Source organism: Duganella caerulea, assembly GCF_040362985.1.
Lineage (GTDB): Bacteria > Pseudomonadota > Gammaproteobacteria > Burkholderiales > Burkholderiaceae_D > Rugamonas > Rugamonas vulcania.
Genome location: NZ_BPWJ01000001.1, coordinates 335170 through 349791 on the forward strand (window position 1 = coordinate 335170; position 14622 = coordinate 349791).

Annotated in this window: 11 protein-coding genes; all 11 read right to left on the reverse strand. The window is 68.4% G+C overall.

Going from position 1 to position 14622, the window contains the following annotated elements:
* Window positions 1-4: 4 nt before the first annotated feature.
* The 11 genes from ACUJB0_RS01450 to ACUJB0_RS01500 all read right to left on the reverse strand — a co-directional run bounded on the left by ACUJB0_RS01450 (window position 5) and on the right by ACUJB0_RS01500 (window position 14611).
* A complete protein-coding gene (locus tag ACUJB0_RS01450; RefSeq protein ID WP_444843641.1) occupies window positions 5-1408 on the reverse strand; it encodes a PepSY-associated TM helix domain-containing protein in 1404 nt (467 codons plus the stop codon).
* Window positions 1409-1470: 62 nt separating this feature from the next.
* Complete coding sequence (locus ACUJB0_RS01455) at window positions 1471-1839, reverse strand: DUF2946 domain-containing protein (RefSeq protein WP_444843642.1); 369 nt, start codon at window positions 1837-1839, stop codon at window positions 1471-1473.
* A 31-nt stretch (window positions 1840-1870) separates the two neighbouring features.
* Window positions 1871-2419, reverse strand: a complete 549-nt coding sequence (locus tag ACUJB0_RS01460) for a hypothetical protein (protein WP_444843643.1) — start codon at window positions 2417-2419, stop codon at window positions 1871-1873.
* Between the two features lie 82 nt (window positions 2420-2501).
* The gene (locus ACUJB0_RS01465) at window positions 2502-3947 is read right to left on the reverse strand and encodes a DUF6519 domain-containing protein (RefSeq protein WP_444843644.1); all 1446 of its coding nucleotides are present in this window, start codon (window positions 3945-3947) and stop codon (window positions 2502-2504) included.
* Window positions 3944-6367 (reverse strand): hypothetical protein, encoded by a 2424-nt coding sequence (locus ACUJB0_RS01470; protein WP_444843645.1) that lies wholly within the window; start codon window positions 6365-6367, stop codon window positions 3944-3946. Before ACUJB0_RS01470 ends, ACUJB0_RS01465 begins: the two co-directional genes overlap by 4 nt.
* Window positions 6361-9528 (reverse strand): putative baseplate assembly protein, encoded by a 3168-nt coding sequence (locus ACUJB0_RS01475; protein ID WP_444843646.1) that lies wholly within the window; start codon window positions 9526-9528, stop codon window positions 6361-6363. Before ACUJB0_RS01475 ends, ACUJB0_RS01470 begins: the two co-directional genes overlap by 7 nt.
* Complete coding sequence (locus ACUJB0_RS01480; protein WP_444843647.1) at window positions 9525-12128, reverse strand: baseplate J/gp47 family protein; 2604 nt, start codon at window positions 12126-12128, stop codon at window positions 9525-9527. The genes ACUJB0_RS01475 and ACUJB0_RS01480 overlap by 4 nt, the downstream gene beginning before the upstream one ends.
* Entirely contained in the window at window positions 12125-12484 is a 360-nt protein-coding gene (locus tag ACUJB0_RS01485) for a GPW/gp25 family protein (RefSeq protein WP_444843648.1), read from the reverse strand. Before ACUJB0_RS01485 ends, ACUJB0_RS01480 begins: the two co-directional genes overlap by 4 nt.
* Window positions 12485-12496: 12 nt before the next feature.
* Window positions 12497-12820 carry a hypothetical protein gene (locus ACUJB0_RS01490; RefSeq protein ID WP_444843649.1) on the reverse strand — a complete coding sequence of 108 codons (324 nt, stop codon included), beginning with the start codon at window positions 12818-12820 and terminating at the stop codon, window positions 12497-12499.
* A gap of 2 nt (window positions 12821-12822) precedes the next feature.
* Window positions 12823-13431: a phage baseplate assembly protein V gene (locus ACUJB0_RS01495; RefSeq protein WP_117015134.1), complete on the reverse strand. Its 609-nt coding sequence runs from the start codon at window positions 13429-13431 to the stop codon at window positions 12823-12825.
* A 25-nt stretch (window positions 13432-13456) separates the two neighbouring features.
* Window positions 13457-14611, reverse strand: coding sequence for a hypothetical protein (locus tag ACUJB0_RS01500; RefSeq protein WP_444843650.1), 1155 nt, complete (start codon window positions 14609-14611; stop codon window positions 13457-13459).
* Window positions 14612-14622 lie beyond the last annotated feature (11 nt).

The window sequence follows — 14622 nt, forward strand, 5'->3', positions numbered from 1 at the left end:
TTGTTTAGACTGCGGGACGGCGCACCGCCCCGATCAAGGTGTCAAGCAGCAGGACGGCCAGCATCGATGCGCCCAGCAAGGGGAAGCAGCAGCCCAGCACGACGGCGATCAGCATCACGCCCCTGGCCAGCCGGTCTCCGTGCCTGAGGGCGGGCGCGGCCAGCTTGCCGGCGGGCCGGCGCTGCCACCACATGACGATGCCGCTGACGCAGAGCGCCATCAGCGCCACGCAGCCGGCCAGCATCACGAGCAGGTTCGGCGTGCCGTATTCCAGGCCCTGGTGCACGGCCACGCCCCATTCGGTGATGCGGCCGATGGCGCCGACGCGGCCGGCGCCGATGTCCATCAATACCTTGCCGCTGTATTGATCGATGTGGACCACGCGATGGGCCGCGACCTGGCCCGGCATGTAGATCGCGCTGTAAACGCCGCGCGGGTCGCCGGGCAGCGCTAGGCGATAGCCGCGATCGATACCCATGGCCGCCAGTCGGGTGACGATGGCGTCCGGGCTGGCGATGGCGGAATTGTTCAGCAGGTCGTAGCCGGGGCCGGAATGAACTTGATGTGGAGCAGTCCTATGCTCCGCATGCGGGTCGTCGGATGCCGGCACGGCTTGCTGTTGCTGGGTCCACGGCAGATCGCCAAGGGCGTTGGCGGGCAGCGTGGATTTCGGCACGCCGCGCCACATGCCGTCGGGTACGCCGAGATCATGGGCGCTCAGCCAGGCGTTGACGTTCTTGCCCCAAAACACAGACCACGGCATGCCGGTCAATGCCAGGAACAGGATGATGCCGCCGCCGAAGGCGCCGGTTACGGCGTGCAGGTCGCGCCACCACACGCGGCCTTGCGCCTGGCGGCGGATCGAGACCACGCCCGCGCGCCGGCCGCGCGGCCACCACAGGTAGGCGCCGCTGGCCATCAGCATGATGATCCAGCCGGCCACGATTTCAATCACCGCCTTGCCGCCATCGCCGGCGATGGCCAGCGAGTGGATGTGCTTGACGATGGTCATCAGGCGCCGGCTTTCGTCGATGACGCCCGCCACGGCGCCGGTGCCCGGGTCGACGAAGACCTGCATGGTCGCGCCGTCCTGCTGGATCACGTCCACCTGGGCGTTGTGGCGGTCGTCGGCCGGCAGGGTCAATGCCTTGGCCTGGCCGGGCCAGGCGTGCAGCGCGTTGGCGATGAGCGTGGACGCCGGTACCGGCGTGGCTTTGCCAGCCGGCTCCTGGCGCAGCATCTGCTGCGCGTAGACCAGGTCGTCAATCTGGCGGTTGAACAGATACATGGCGCCGGTGGCGGCCAGTGAAAAGATGAAGGGTACGCATACCAGGCCGGCAAAGAAGTGCCAGCGCCAGATGCGGCGATACAGGCCGGAAGTTCCGGCCGTGGGAGTGCCTGCGATCATGGAGTCGCCTCGAAAGTTCGTGATGGATCACCGCCGCCAAACGGCGGTACCGCTGAAGGAACTCAGGCGAGGAAGGGCGGGGCGCGCGGATTGGCCGCGGACCAGGTGTGCAGCGATCGTGGTGCCGTGTAGAACAGCGGTGGGTAGGTGTCGCGGCCGGCATCGAGCGCGAGCGGGACGGACGGCGCGCCAGGCAGCGGATGGGCGTCCGCATGCAGGGTGCAGAACGCGCAGTGTTCCATGGCGTGCTTTGCGGAGGCCGGTGTCTTGCCTTGGTCGGATCCGGCCAGCTTGACGATTTTGTAGCCGTCCACGGTACAGACCTGGACCGTGTCGGTGGCGGCCAGCGCGCTGGAGACGGCGGGCGCGATCGCACTGAACAGGATGGCCAGGAGGGCTATCCAGATGTGCAATGTTTGTCGCTTCGCCATTTTTAACATGGCGAAATTATAGCCGAAGATGCTATGAATGCTTTAGTAATGTCACTGTGGTGACGCATTCGCCGGTCTGGAATACCTCCACATGCGCGCCTTGATTCGGGAAGTTGAAGCGGTATCGGGCGACCGGGATGTAAGGCTGCTTCGGCTCGGGGAACGCTGGCTCGCCAGACGGTGCCGGTGCAAGCTGGAATGCGTTGCTCAGGTCTGTGCTGCGGATACAGGTATGTTCTCCGCGGGTGATGAACTCCACGCCACCCTCGTTGTCTTCGCCGGCGGAGCGGTTGATGGTCTTGTACTGAACGAACGCGAGACTGTGCGTGTCCTGCTCGGCGGGACGATACAGGCAGATGTGGAATTTGCCCTCGGGCGGCAGATCGACGTCGGCGCAACTTTGGTCCAGTGTCAGCGCCAGCGCTTTCTCCACCTGCTTCGGCGAGATGGGGGCTGGCGACAGCGCGAGCGACTTCAGCGCCGACAGCTTGCGGGCCGCATCGCCATCGATGTCCGCATGGACGCTGTTGCACAGGGCTGCGGCGCATACCGCCGCAGTGAGGCGAAGTGGACTTCTCATGGGTTCCGCATTCAATAGTTAAGTATCGAATGATAAACCAGAGGTACGCCAGACATGCGGACTCCGTTTTTGCCGAACTCGGTCAGGGGCAAAGCGGCAGCATCGAGCAACCGCAGCGGCCGAATTCCCAGCCGTCGGCAGCGTCTCTCTTGAAGTAGGCCAGCGCCGCGCGGTGGCGTTGCACGCCGTGCGGCGGGATGGCGGCCGGCGCGCCCGCCACCTGCGGCCAGCCGACATCGCGGCTGGCGACGCGGGCCGGCACCAGCCAGTAGTCCCCGGTGCGGTAGTAGCCGCCCACGCGGAACTGCACTTCTACGCCGCGTTCCAGCGGTAGCCAGACCGCGCTGTTATGCTCTTCGACTTGCAGCACGCCGGCGGCATTCACGCCGTCGTGCTGGTCCCAGCGCTTGAGCAGTGTGCAGTGTGCGAAATCCACGGTGGTCTTTTGCTGTAGCTGAATGACGATGGTCTGGCGGGTGCGGTCGATTTTCGACACCTGGCCCAGCGGCGGCGCGACCGGCGTGAATTCGAAGGCGTCGCCGGTCAGCTCGACCCACTGACCTTCGCACAGGCCGGTGCGGTGGTCGTGGCCGAAGCTCTCCAGCCCGACCGAGATGGTGTTGCTCTCGACGTCCAGCTTGGGCGTGCCGCGTATGGCGAATACGACCGAGGCGTTTTCGCGCGACCATTTGATGGTGGCGTGGCCGTCGGCCAGCCCGCTGTCGTGGACTTCGATGCGGTAGAGCTGGTTCTCGCGGCTGCGGAAGGCGGCGTCTGCCGAGAGCGAGCAGGGATCGTCCTCGGTGGCGTCGTGGACGGCGCGGGCGCGCATCAGGGGGCGCGCGGCGTCCAAGGCGTCGAGCAGGTCGCCGGCGGTGGCGCAGTCGGCCTCCGCGCCGGGGAAGTTGGCGAGCGCGGTGGTGAAGGCGGTTTGGGTGTTGGTGACATGGTCGACGACGAGCTGGATCGGCGGGCGGTCCTCCGGCTTGGCGATCGCCAGCCTCAGTTGAAGCGCGCCCAGCACCAGCGCCAGGTGGGTGTCGACCCACGGCTGGCTGGCGACGCGCACCTGCCAGACGATCTGCGCGCGCGAGGCGGTGTCGATGCCGCCCAGCGCGACTTCTCGCAGGCCAGGATATTGCAGCGCGCTGACGTGGCGTTCCCAGCATTCCAGATAGGCGAGGCCGCCCGCTGTTGGTGGCTCGTGCTCGGCGTCCGGGAAGTAGGGCCAGGGTTGGGTGGCGTAGCTGCAGGCACTGTCGTTCTCGCAAAGGATGCCGTCGAGGTAGAAGTGGCCGGCGCTGATGCTGAAGTCGGCCGTGCCTTGGGGATCGGCGGCCAGCGTGAAGCTGTCGCCGGCGCGCCAGTGGCGGCCGATCAGGTCGACGATCAGCGAGCGCAGGAAGTGGTGGTGTATCGCGCTCTGTTCGTTGAAGTCGGCCTCCAGCAGGATGCGGCCCTGTTGCAGCAGCACGCGGCTGAAGCGGGCGGCGGAGTCGAAGGTGACGCGGGCGAAATCTCCATTCATGGCTTGGCCTCTTGGGACGATGCGGACGGATAGTGGGCGTACAACGTGGTCGCCTCGAAGGTGGCGGGCACGTACTCGGCCAGGCGGGCGTTGAGCAGCGCCAGGCGCTGCGGCTCGAACAAATCGTGGTAGACGCCCAGCTCGGAGCCGTCCTGCGCGCCGGCGGCGATCTCGGCGGCGGTGGATGGATGCAGGCGGGCGTACAGCTCGCTGCCGTAGCGCAGCGATTCGAAGTGCGGACGTACCCTGAGCTCGGTTTCGGCGGAGACGATGGCCTTGCGTGCCGTGCGTTGGGCGGGTGTCAGTGTGGTGTCGGCGTCGACCTTGGCGCGCGCGGCGGCGATGGCGTCGTCCGGTTGGCAGCGGTGGCGGCGTGGCGTGCGTGAACTGGCCGGCAGGTAGCAGTAGCGGATGCAGCCGGTTTGCCTGCGCGCGACTTCGACTTTGCCGAGGAACAGGCTGTCGTCGGCGCGCACGATCGCATGGACCGCCACTTCGCCGATGATGGTGCTGCGGGCGACTGTCAGCAGGGCCAATGCGATCTCGCCCTGGGTGCCGGCGATGGCGGGTTGGCTGGTGTCCGTGGCGTCGACGATGCTGTCGGTGACCACGATGGGCGCGGCTTCGTCGGCGCCTGCCACTTGCACCGGGCCGACGATGCTGTGATCGATGCGCAGGCAGGCGGCGCTTCCGTCGAGTACGACGCTGGGCTGGCCGGGGTGGGTGGGCCGGCAATCGCATGACAAACCCCAGCCGGGCACCAAGGTGCTGTGGCGTATCCAGACCTGGCACAGGTCGCCCGTGTTGGTGCTGCCTTCGCTGTCGCCGTCGGCCGGCGGACGCGGTGCGGTGTCAATGCCGTCGCCGCCGTCCATAGCGCCCGGTGCAATGCCGGTGCCGTGGCTGGCTTCAGGCAAGCGCTGTGCGATGCCCCTGCCATCCTCCGGCGGGCGCTCGGCGACGTCGGTGCCTTCGCCATCGTCCGGCAGGCGCGGGGAGATGTCGATGCCGTGGCCGGCCACCAGCAGGCCGTCGAGCGTCAAGCGGCTGCCGGCTGCGCCTTGCACCGAGATGCGGTCGGCGGCGCCGTCGCGCTCGTCGGTCAACAGCAGGACGGGACGCGTGCCTGGCGCGGCGACGATCCATACGGATTCGCCTTGGCCCAGCGTGATGTGGATGGCGCCGTGGTAGCTGCCGCTGTCCGCCAGTTCCACCACCAGCGCCGCTTCGGGGCGCGTCTCCGGCGGGCCGGAACGGGCGGTTTGCCAGTCATCGATGGCCAGGCCGATGGTACGGAAAGCGCCGGGTTCCGGGGCGCCATGTTCGGCCGCCCGCACGCGCACGCGTGTCACGCGCGCGGGCAGCGGCAGCGCGGGGCGGCTGTATTCACCACCGCCCAGGTCCATCGCGAAGCCGTAGCCGTAGCTGACCAGTACGCCCTTTTGCGGCCGCTGCTTGAGGGGGAACATGATGCGCCCCAGTTGCGGATCGATGGCGACGTGGTTCTTCGGAACGCGATACGACCAGCTGGACAGGTCGGCCGGAATGACGGCCGATGCGGGCACTTGTCCCTGGTCGCCTTTTTTTGGCCAGTCGGGGACGGTGATCCACAGGCTGCGCCCCGGGCCGTACAGCGTCGGATCGGCGCTGGCGGAACTGGCGTTGGGCGCAGGCTGGGATTCGAGCTCGCCGCGCAGTATGGGCAGTGGCAGCAGGGCCGGCGGTTCCGGCGTGCGGTACAGCGCGACATCGTTGCCGAGGATGGAGAAGGCGTAGCAATGCTGGCCGGCTTCGCGCTGGCAACTGGCGTAAGTCCGGGTGACGCCGTAGCGCCGCTGGCGAAAGACGAACAGGCCCACGCTGGAGGGGTTGTACCAACCGGGCGACTGGGCGTTGCTGATGCGGCGCACATCGGCCGTCCTGCACAAGGTATCGAAGGGGGAGCCGGTGTGTTGTAGTCGCGCGGCATTGTGCAGGCCGGCGGTGGCCGGCCGTTCCGGATGCAGGTGGTCCAGGTGCTGGGCCTGCACCAGCCGTCGGTAGAATTCCACCGCGACGGCGGGCCAGTGCGCCACGTCGCGCGCCAGTTCCTCCAGCACCATCAGGGTGCCTTTCCTGCGCTCGAAGGCGATGCTGTTGGCCACTTCGCGGCGCGGTGCGAGGTATTGCGCCAGCGCCGGCGACGCATCGGCGCCGCTGGAAGGCTGGTAGCCGAGCAGTTCGGCGATGTAGGGTACCACCCACGGTTCGCAGGTTTCGATGAAGTTGTTGTCGTACATGCGCAGCAGATCGCGGTCTATCAACCGGGCTTGCGTGCCGATGATGGCCATCAGCTGCTGCAAGGCGCCGCCGCTTTGCGCGTCGCGCTGGCGGATGTAGGCGGGCAGCAGCTGGTACAGGGCGTCCGGGGAGTTCAGCATGATTTGCCTTCTGTTTCGACCAGGTTGAACACCAGGGTGCCGGGGACGTCGGGCGCCAGCATGGCCATTTGCGCGGGCAGGAAGCGCGGCAATTCGCCATCGCGTTGAGCGATCTGGTCCTGGCGCGACTGGGGCGCATCGGCCGCCGCCATGGCCGGTGCGCAGGCCACCAGTTGCTGCACCGCGCCGCCGCTGGCTTGCTGTTCCAGCACCGCCACGGCCGCCGCCAGCGCATCCTTGTCCCGCAGCGCCAGTTCGGAGATGCCGCCGAAGACGTCGACGTCGACCCATGCCACACCGGGCGTGGTTTGCATGGCCGCAACCGCGGCAGACAGGTAGACCGAGCGGCCGAGCTGGGCGCGGTCGAACGAGAAGACGTCGAGCAGCCGGGCGCGCAGACGAGGCTCGACCACGTTCCAGTCGGCGTCCGTGTCGATGGCCACCTTGGCTTGCAGCACCAGCGCGATCAGTTCACGCACGCCCAGTTGCACCGGCAGCGCGGGATCGCCGTAGGTGTGGAAGGCCTGGTTCAGGCCTTCCAGCAGCGCGCCCTTGGGATCGAGCGGGATGTCGTCGACGCCGGCCAGCGTGACGTAGACCACGCTGGCACCGCCGTCGGCCAGCTTGGCGGCCTGCGCGTGGCCGATGGCGGCGAAGCGCTGGGCGAAGTAGGCATAGTCCTGCACCGACACCAATCGCGAACGCGGCGACAGGGCCAGCACGGCTTGCGGCAGGTTGCGGCGGATCTGTTCGATGCCGTCGCGGTCGGCGCCGCCGGCGGCACGCAGCGGGTTGATCACGCCTTGCACGCCGAGCGGGCGGGTGGACAGCAAGGTGATCTGGCCCGGCTGCACGTTGCCGCTGCGGCCTATGCCGACGCGGAATTGCGCACGCAGGTTGTCCTGGCCGGTGGGCAGGCGCGCGCCGTGGATGCCATCGCCGAAGACTGCGGTGGCGGCGCCGGTCGCGTCGGTGGTCAGTTCGTAGGCGCGCTGGCCGGGGGCGGCGTCCAGCAGCGAGTCGACTTCATTCCAGCGTACGTCGTTGACGCGGACGATCTGCGTTCCGCGCACGCCGCTGGCCGTGGGCGCGGCCACGTAGGTGAGCGGCGCGCGCTTGAGCGTGTAGGTGGCGAGTCGGGCGCGCGCGTCGCCGGAGCCCATCACTTCGGACACGGTCTCGCCATGCGAGGCCGGCACCACGTTGCCATACACGATGACGCTGCTGCGGCGGTAGGTGAAGGCCAGTTTGTTTCGCAGGTAGACCACGGTGTGGCGGGCGTCGGCGGGCGAGGCCGGGTCGGCGATCTGCTTGATGGCGTCGATCATGGCCAGTTCGCCGTCGCGGATGCCGGGTAGCGCGACGTCGTTGGCCGTGATGTCGGTGCGTTCGCCGGCCACGATGATCCAGCGGCCCACGTCAAGCCCGTCGTACAGGCCGTTGAGGACGACGTTGTCGCCGCCGACGTCGTCCGCGATTGGTTCGGTGGCCAGCGTTACCAGCTCGCTTTGCACGGCGTACACGGTGTTGCGCAAGTAGGCGAGCGAGGTGGCGAGGTCGCCGAGGTTCTCTTCGATGTCGTGCAGCACGTCGAGCATTTTTCCGCTGTCGGGGTCGACCAGTTCCAGCCGTGTGACTTTGCTGTTGAGGCTGTAGTCGCCGCGGTTGGCGGTGCTGGCGCCGATCACGCGGGCGAAACGCACCGTGTGGCTGCTGGCGTTCTGCACGCGCGGCGTCTGGATCAGCGCGTAGCTGTCCGGGTGGACCGCGTCGTTGACGCCGTCAAGGAAGGCGTAGCGGTGGTCGATTTCCGCCGCTGTCCAATCGGTGTCGTTGGAGGTGCGGACGATGGAGGAGAGCAGCGGGGCGTTGGCGCCGTACGGGCTGTGCACGGAACGCAGCAGGTACAGGTCCGGTGCGATATCCTGCGTGGCGGCGGTGCCGGGCAGTTGCCCCCAAGCCGCGTACAGGTGGGCGCCCAGGCCAGGCGTCAGCGATTGCAGCAGCGCGCCGCGCGTGGCGCCGCTCGCTTCCAGGCCGGCGGCGGCCTTGCGGTCCAGATAGCGGGGAGCGCGCAGTTGCGCCTCGGGTGTGGTTTCCAGCGCCGCCAGGCTGGCATCGATGTCGGTGGATTCGATGGAGATCGGCTTGCTGTGGGTCGGCGTCAGGAGCGCGGCAAGGATATCGCCTGCCGGGTCGTCGACGGCGGCGAAGCCAGTCGATGTATCGCTGATGCTGGAGAACGCGTCGATGGCGCTGGCGCCGAGCAGGTAGGAGACCAGCGCTTCCAGCAGTTGCACCAGCTTGGGGTCGGCATGGTCGCCGTCTTGCGCGACTTTCTTCTGCGTTTCATCGGTCAGCGCCAGGATCTTGGCGGCGAGGTCGGGCGTCAGGCCGGGGCGGGGCTTCAGCGTCAGGACCACGCTGGCGGTGAGCACGTCGTTGCGGGCGCTGGCGATTTCGCGGCCCACCTGTTGCCCCTGCTGGTCGCCGAAGCGGAACAGCAGGCGCTCGCCGGGACGCACCACCAGGCTGGCATCGTTGAGCCGGAACTCGGACCCGGTCAGCGCGTCGACGCGTTTGACCGCCGGCACGCGCGTCAGGCGTGGCGGCATCATGCTCCACTCGGCGCGCGCCTGCAGGGCTTCGTCGGTTTCGAAGGTCTGCATTTGTTCGCCGGGTTGGGGGACGGTCTGGGTCTTGGCGCCGGCCGGGATCTCGACCGGCGCGGCGCTGGCGTCCAGCAGGAAGGCCAGGTGCACGGTCGCGGCCACGCCGGGACGCGGTTTGTAGCCGACCTCCGATGCCAGTTCGCGCAGCGACCGCTCGCTGCGCGCGGTGCGCAGATAGGCTTCGTTGGTCAGCCGCTCGCGGTAGAAGGTCAGCACGTCGGCGGCGACGGACCAGGCGTCCAGCAGCGCGATCGCGGGATCGGTGAGGTCGCGGGTGCCGAGGGCGCGCAGTGCCGGTGCGTCGCGGGCGCTGAGGCGGCGCAGCGCGTCGGCGAAGAAGTCGCCGTGGTTGCCGATGCGCGTGCGCAGCGTGTCGCGGCCGGCGCGATTGGCGGGGGGCGCCAGCGTGGCGGGGGTGCCGCAGGCGCCGGCGCAGGCGCAGTCGCAAACGGTGCCGGCGCAGGGATCGCAGTGATGGTCGCAGCTCATCGTCCACCTCTCACATTTAACGTCAGCGTGCCGCGTTCGGGGAAGTCGGGATTGCCGTCCAGCTGGGCGATTTCGTCGGCGGCGATGGGCAGCAGGCCGTCCGCCAGGGTGCGTTGTGCATCGGCCGGGGCGGCGTCGGCGCGGGCGAATTTCAGCATCGTGACGTGGGCTACGCCTTCGGTTTGCTGGGCCAGGGCGACCAGGACGGAGGCGCGGATGTCCTGTCCGAACTGGAGGCGGTCTTCGTGGAACAGGCCCAGCTTGCCGTCCGCCAGGCGGCGGTTGGACAGGGCGTCGGCCAGCGCGCGCTTGACTTCGGCGCGGATGGCGTTGGGCGCGACGCAGATGTCCATTTCGATCCGCAAGGGTACGCGGAGCGCGGGGAGCAGGCGCAGGTCGTGGCCGATGCGGCGGACCATTTGCAGGCGCTCCTGGGTCTGCGCTTCGAGCAATGGGTCGTCGTCGGCGGAGGCGTAGCGGTCGAGGGCGACGGCGGCTTCGTACCAGCTTCCAGTCCACACCAGTTCCGCGTAGGCGCCCTGGATACGGGCGTCGTTGGCGGCGATCTCGGCGTAGTCAGCGGCGGCGATGGCGCGCTCCAGCACGCGGCCGTAGGCGCGCGGTGCGTACTGTTTGACGTCGGTCACCGGCTCGGGCTCGCGGCCGCCGGTTGCGGGCATCGGGTTGCGCGGGTGCAGCTCGATGCCGGACAGCAGCCCGTTGCGCAAGGCGACCCAGACGATGGTGTCGTGGCCGACGTTGCCTGCGGCGCCGTTGCCGGTCCGGTAGCGGGCGCGGAAGCGGCTGTGGGCCGGTGGCATGCGGCCATCGTCGCCGGTGCCGAAGCGCAGGTGGGCGTAGCCTTCGTCGTCGACTTCGGTGACGAATACCTGGTCGTCGCGCTCGCTGGCGAGCAGGTCGGGTACGGCGCGCCAGCTGTAGCTGTCTTCCCAGACGATCTGGCTGGAGCCCGGTGAAGTGGCCCAGCCCCGGTCCAGCCGCAGTTGCGGCAGGGCCTGGCGCGGGTCCTGGGTCAGCATGGCGGTGGCCGGGGCCGGTTCGTGTGGCACGGGTGTGGACCAGGTCAGGCCGTTGCGGGCCAGCGTCGGGTTGAACGGGGCGGGTGTGATGGTGATGTCGGCGGCCATGCCGTCGCAGGCGCAGCAGCCTTGTGAGCTTTCCTCGTCGACGACCCAGCTGTCGTCGTTGAGTTCGATGTCGATGCCATGGTCGACCAACACCACGTTGCCGCGCGCGACCGCGCATTCGACCCAGCGGCAATCCGGTGCGGCGGTGCGGGCGGACAGGCACAGCATCCAGGGCAGCGCGTCGGCGCGGTCCCATTCGATGTCGAGCAATAGTGTGTTGTCCAGCGGATCGTGCAGTTCGGTGACGCTGGTCAGGCGGACTGCGTGGCGGCGCGCGGGATCGGCGTCGGCGCCCGAGCCGGTGACGCCGCTGCGGATTTCTTCGAAGATCAGCACGTCGCCGGCGGCCAGGTGCAGCGTGCGGCGCGGTTCCGCGTTCGGCGCGGCCTGGTCCGAATCGCGCAGCGTGGCGTTAGTGGCGCCGGCCGGCAGGCAGCAGCCCTGGTTGTGCCAGGTGTAGAAGTGGATATCGTTGTGAGCGACGCGCAGGTGCAGCTTGCCGTCGCCGTCCAGGTCGATGGCCTGGAACAGCATGGCCTGGTCGATGCGCTGCAATTCCTGCCATGATTTCAGTCCGGGCACGACCACCTGTTGTTGCGGCGGTGGCGCGGCGAATACCAGGTCGGACACGGGCAGCGCGATGTCCTCCGAGGTCTCGATGGTCAGCCAGGCGCGGGCGTTGCAGCCTTCGTGCATGCGGTAGTCCAGCAGCCGGGCGTGGCGCCGCACCGAGATGCGCCGGCGCGCCGTGCCGAGATAGGCTTCGGTGGCGACGGCGTCCAGCGTGTAGCTGAACTGGTCGGCGATGTAGGCCAGCACTTCGACCACGGTGACGCCCAGGTCGGGCAGGTGGCGTTCGCGCCAGTCCGGCATGACGGAACTCATGCGGTCCAGCAGCAGGCGGCGGAAGCTGTTGAAGTCGCGCGCCAGATAGTCGATGGCGGGCGCGGGGGCGGCCGGTGGCGTTGCACAAGGCGGCGCCAGGCAGTCGAGGTCGGACGGGCAGTCGATGCGGAACGAGAATGCGGCGCAGGCGTAGCGCGGGTCTATGCCGGCCGGCACCGGGCGCAGGCGCGGCACCGGTGCGGGTAAGGGATCGTCGCTGCAGCGGCTGGTGCGCCGCTCCGGCTCGACCAGGCACAGGCAGTAGCTGGAAAAGTCGCCCGTGCGGTCCACGCTGACGCGCAGGCAGACGTCGCCGTCCTCGTGTTGTTCGAATTCGGCGCCGGTCACCTGGATGCCTGTGATGCGTTCGCCTCCTTCGATGAGCAGGTTCTCGCGGTCCAGGCCGGCGGGTGGCTGGCCGAAGAAGCGTACGCACAGGGTCAGGCCGTCGGGATAGACTTCGACATAGTCGAGGCCGGCCAGCTGTCCGCCGGCCCGCACCAGCGCGCGGCGCAGGTCGTCGCTGCACTGCGCGCCGGATTGCGATGTGCACGGTTGGCTGTTCATGTCAGGCTCCGGCTGAAGTTTTCGGTGACGATCTCGCCCGTGGGGCGCAACATGTAGCGCACGGTGACGCGCAACGTGGCGTCGTCGCTCAGCACTTCCACGCCGCGCAGTTCGATCAAGTCGCCCAGCCATTGGGTCAGCGCGGCCTGCACTGTCAGCTGTAGCGTCGCGGCCAGTTCCGCGCTGTTGGGGGCGAAGATCGATTGCAGCAGGCCGCTGCCGAATTCCGGCCGCATCACCCGCTCGCCCGGATTGGTGAACAGCAGCATCTCCATCATGTCGCGCACGTGGGTGGCGTCGGTGGAGGCCAGGCTGCGGCCGTCGGCGCCGATCTGGTAGGGGAAGGCGATGTTCATGGCGGTCTCCGCTCAGATGGCGTTGACGCGCTGCTGGCCTGGCGCCAGGATCAGCGGTGTGGGGTTGGGCACGCAGATCGATGTGGCCGGCACGATGCCCACTGGCAGGCCCATCGATGTGACGCGCGCCGCGCCGACGGTCAGCTTGCCGCTGACGCACGGCGGTGAGCCGGACGAGGCGGCGGGGAAGCCGCAGCCGGCGATGGTGTAGCTGTGGGCCAGCGTCACCACGGCCATGCCCATCACGCTCAGGCGGCTGGTGGGCGGCAGCGGCGTGGCCTTGCCGGCGTGGGTGCAGGTGACGACGGCGTTCACGGTGAGCAGGAGTCCGGGCATGATTATTTGACGTAGAGCGCTGCGGTGAGTGGATTGCCGTCCGGCGTGCCGTTGATCTGCACGCCGGGCAGGCCGAAGATGCGCACGCCGGTCGGCTCGACCGCGATGAACGAGGTGCCGCTCTTAAGCAACACGCCGCCCTGAGGCAGCAGCGGCGGCAGCGGCGTGTCGCTGATGACCAGCGCGTGCTTGAGCAGCGATTCAATGGTCAGGATCGGCGCGCCAGGCGTGGCGGTGGACTGGGTCTTGGGCGTGAACGCGGATGAGCCCCACCAGAAGCCGGTCCAGATCGGGTGGTCCGGATGGCCGTGCAGGAATTCCACCCAGACGTTGGCGCCGATCGGCGGCACCACGTACATGCCCAGCGACATGCCGCCATACGGCAGGCAGGGCAGCGCCCACGAGGACACGTTGGGGCCCCACACGTCCTCGACGGCGACCATCAGGCGGCCGCGCATCTCCGGGTCGATCGGCACTCGCACCACGCCGCGGTACTTGCCCCAGTAGCGCTTGACGCCGCCGACGCTGTCCGGTGGGCCGCCGCCGTCATCGTCGTCATCGTTGAACTGGTCGGTGAAGCCCAGGTCCTTCATGGTGGGTTGGTCGGCCATTTGCGTGTCCCTTCGGTCGGTTGCGCTAGCCCAGCAAGGGCAGCGAGGTGTCGGGCAGGCCGATGCCGGGGATCGACAGCGGCTCGAAGGCGTTGCGCGACAGGTTGAAGTTCTGCTTGAATTCGCCCGGCTTGATCTGGCTGGTCACGCTGCGCACGAAGTACAGGCCGTCGTGCGACAGGCCGGCGCCGCGCACCTCGACCAGGCGGCGCGGCTTGAGCACGCGGCCGTAACGCACCACGTTGAGCGCGCCCGAGCCGCTGATCACCTCGGCCGAACGGGCCGCGTGGGCCAGCCCGACCATGATGGCCTGCGCCGGATTGTAGTGGGCCACGCCGCTGAGCGGCTCCACCCGCAGCGGGATCGGCGAGCGCCGGCCCAGCGGCGGCGACAGCGGATTGACGTCCGGAATCGGGATCGGGATCGGCACCGGCAATTCCTCCGGGCGGATCAGCAGCAGGTGCAGCGTCTTGGAAAACCCGTCGAAGATGAAGCTGATGTTGTCGACGTTGCTGGCGGCGTCGCTGTTGGCGATCAGCGCAGCCTGCGGGGTACCGGTCTTGATCTCCGGCCCCCAGTAGGCGATGGACCGGCCCGGCTGCGGTCCCGGTTCGATGTAGAAGACGTAGCCGACACTCTTGGCCACATGGTTCAGGTATTGCAGGTCGGTGCCGATGTGGCTGGGGATGCGCGAGGTCGGGATCGGGATGTCGATGTTCACGCTGGGGATGATCAGCGGGATCATGCCCAGCGGGATGTACTTGGCCAGGATCAGGGCGACGCGGCCTTCGATCGGCATCGCCGGGTATTTGATCAGCCAGCTCAGGTCGACCGTGTCGAGCATGCGCGACAGGTCCTCGCCGGTGACGTTCAGGCGCGACTGGCCGGGGTCGTTGGAGACGGCCACCTCGTGGCGGGTGATGACGCCATCCATCAGCACCTGCGGCGTGCCGTTGAGCGTGGCGTACAGCACGATGCGGCGCGGCGGATCGAAGAAGCCGTCCTCGAAGCGGCGCCGTATCGGCGAGCCCTTGCCGAAGGCGAAGCTGAGCGAGAAGCCGCTGCGGCCCTCGGTCACCTGGGTGACCTGGGCCAACAGCAGGCTCTGGGCCACGTCCAGCGGCACCGGCTCCGGGTTGAGCATGCCGGCCATCAGCGAGAACTGTATTCCGCGTAACATGCGTCCTCCTG

What these genes read in the sequence shown, in the direction of transcription:
- ACUJB0_RS01470 (WP_444843645.1), bottom strand. Translation starts at nt 6,367, where the DNA reads ATGCTGAACTCCCCGGACGCCCTGTACCAGCTGCTGCCCGCCTACATC.
- ACUJB0_RS01480 (WP_444843647.1), bottom strand. Translation starts at nt 12,128, where the DNA reads ATGAACAGCCAACCGTGCACATCGCAATCCGGCGCGCAGTGCAGCGAC.
- ACUJB0_RS01460 (WP_444843643.1), bottom strand. Translation starts at nt 2,419, where the DNA reads ATGAGAAGTCCACTTCGCCTCACTGCGGCGGTATGCGCCGCAGCCCTG.
- ACUJB0_RS01485 (WP_444843648.1), bottom strand. Translation starts at nt 12,484, where the DNA reads ATGAACATCGCCTTCCCCTACCAGATCGGCGCCGACGGCCGCAGCCTG.
- ACUJB0_RS01450 (WP_444843641.1), bottom strand. Translation starts at nt 1,408, where the DNA reads ATGATCGCAGGCACTCCCACGGCCGGAACTTCCGGCCTGTATCGCCGC.
- ACUJB0_RS01500 (WP_444843650.1), bottom strand. Translation starts at nt 14,611, where the DNA reads ATGTTACGCGGAATACAGTTCTCGCTGATGGCCGGCATGCTCAACCCG.
- ACUJB0_RS01495 (WP_117015134.1), bottom strand. Translation starts at nt 13,431, where the DNA reads ATGGCCGACCAACCCACCATGAAGGACCTGGGCTTCACCGACCAGTTC.
- ACUJB0_RS01475 (WP_444843646.1), bottom strand. Translation starts at nt 9,528, where the DNA reads ATGAGCTGCGACCATCACTGCGATCCCTGCGCCGGCACCGTTTGCGAC.
- ACUJB0_RS01455 (WP_444843642.1), bottom strand. Translation starts at nt 1,839, where the DNA reads ATGGCGAAGCGACAAACATTGCACATCTGGATAGCCCTCCTGGCCATC.
- ACUJB0_RS01490 (WP_444843649.1), bottom strand. Translation starts at nt 12,820, where the DNA reads ATGCCCGGACTCCTGCTCACCGTGAACGCCGTCGTCACCTGCACCCAC.
- ACUJB0_RS01465 (WP_444843644.1), bottom strand. Translation starts at nt 3,947, where the DNA reads ATGAATGGAGATTTCGCCCGCGTCACCTTCGACTCCGCCGCCCGCTTC.